The sequence below is a fragment of the Acinetobacter sp. 18QD2AZ41W genome, from assembly GCF_009829025.1.
Classification (GTDB): domain Bacteria; phylum Pseudomonadota; class Gammaproteobacteria; order Pseudomonadales; family Moraxellaceae; genus Acinetobacter; species Acinetobacter pseudolwoffii.
In genome coordinates this window covers 1-1,300 of the sequence record NZ_WURP01000052.1, presented here as the reverse complement: position 1 = coordinate 1,300, position 1,300 = coordinate 1, and the positions used below count along the sequence as shown (strand labels likewise).

At 60.7% G+C, this 1,300-nt stretch carries 2 protein-coding genes; both read left to right on the top strand.

Annotated elements, in window-relative coordinates; translation table 11 throughout:
• Positions 1 to 757: DUF3363 domain-containing protein (locus GVV58_RS15720; RefSeq protein WP_223542817.1), on the top strand; the 757-nt coding region annotated here is incomplete at its 5' end.
• A 216-nt stretch (positions 758 to 973) separates the two neighbouring features.
• Positions 974 to 1,300, top strand: a 327-nt coding sequence (locus GVV58_RS15190; protein WP_159153837.1) for an MFS transporter, incomplete at its 3' end; no start/stop codon positions are given.

The window sequence follows — 1,300 nt, the reverse complement described above, 5'->3', positions numbered from 1 at the left end:
CAGGGGTGTCGAAAGAGTCAACTGCGGTCCAAAGCTGTTGGACTTGGGTGAAAAGGGCGTTTATTCTTCCTATACGTGCCGCGTTCCAGGCGGCGACTATGAGGGCTATGTCGATGCCCATGTGCGCCGGCTGGAGGCGCTACGCCGGGCCGGTATCGTCGAGCGGATCGACGCCGACCAATGGCGCATCCCCGATGATCTGGTCAGCCGTGCCGCCGCCCATGACGCCGGCCGAGACAGTCAGGCCAGCGTTCGCGTCCTTTCCCCGGTCGATCTGAACAAACAGATCGGATCGGACGGCGCGACCTGGCTGGACCGGCGGCTGATCCACGGCGAGACGGCCGACCTTGCGCCAACCGGCTTCGGGCAACAAGTCCGCGAAGCCATGGACCAGCGCCGCGAGCACCATATCGAACAGGGCGACGCCACCCGCAGCCGGGACAGCCGCGTCTTCTACCGGCGCAACCTTCTCGCCATCCTGCGGGAGCGCGAGGTAGCCGGCGTCGGATCGGATATGGCTTTGAGTAAGGGCCTGCCGTTCCGCGCCGCCACGGACGGCGAGAGCGTCAGCGGCAAGTTTACCGGAACCGTGCATCTATCGAGCGGCAAGTTCGCCGTGGTCGAGAAATCCCATGAGTTCACCCTTGTCCCGTGGCGGCCGATCATCGACCGCCAACTCGGCCGCGAGGTTATGGGCATCGTGCAGGGCGGGTCGGTGTCGTGGCAGTTAGGGCGGCAGAGGGGGCTGGAACGCTGAGTGCGCCCATGCCGCATTGCGAAGCAAAAGATAATCGGATAAAATGTAGCAATTCATATTCGTAAGCGTGGAGTAATCAGATGGGAAATTCCAAGTCAGCAGACAAGTAAGCCGCAACAACCAGTATTGTTGTTGCGGCGCTCTGTAAGGCTAGTCTCATCTGATTGCTGACGAGCAGACGTCGCCCGGTATTCCTTAATCGAGGGTTGATTCGTCATGACCACCACACGCCCCGCGTGGGCCTATACGCTGCCGGCAGCACTGCTGCTGATGGCTCCTTTCGACATCCTCGCTTCACTGGCGATGGATATTTATCTCCCTGTCGTTCCAGCGATGCCCGGCATCCTGAACACGACGCCCGCTATGATCCAACTCACGTTGAGCCTCTATATGGTGATGCTCGGCGTGGGCCAGGTGATTTTTGGTCCGCTCTCAGACAGAATCGGGCGACGGCCAATTCTACTTGCGGGCGCAACGGCTTTCGTCATTGCGTCTCTGGGAGCAGCTTGGTCTTCAACTGCACCGGCCTTTGTCGCTTTCCGT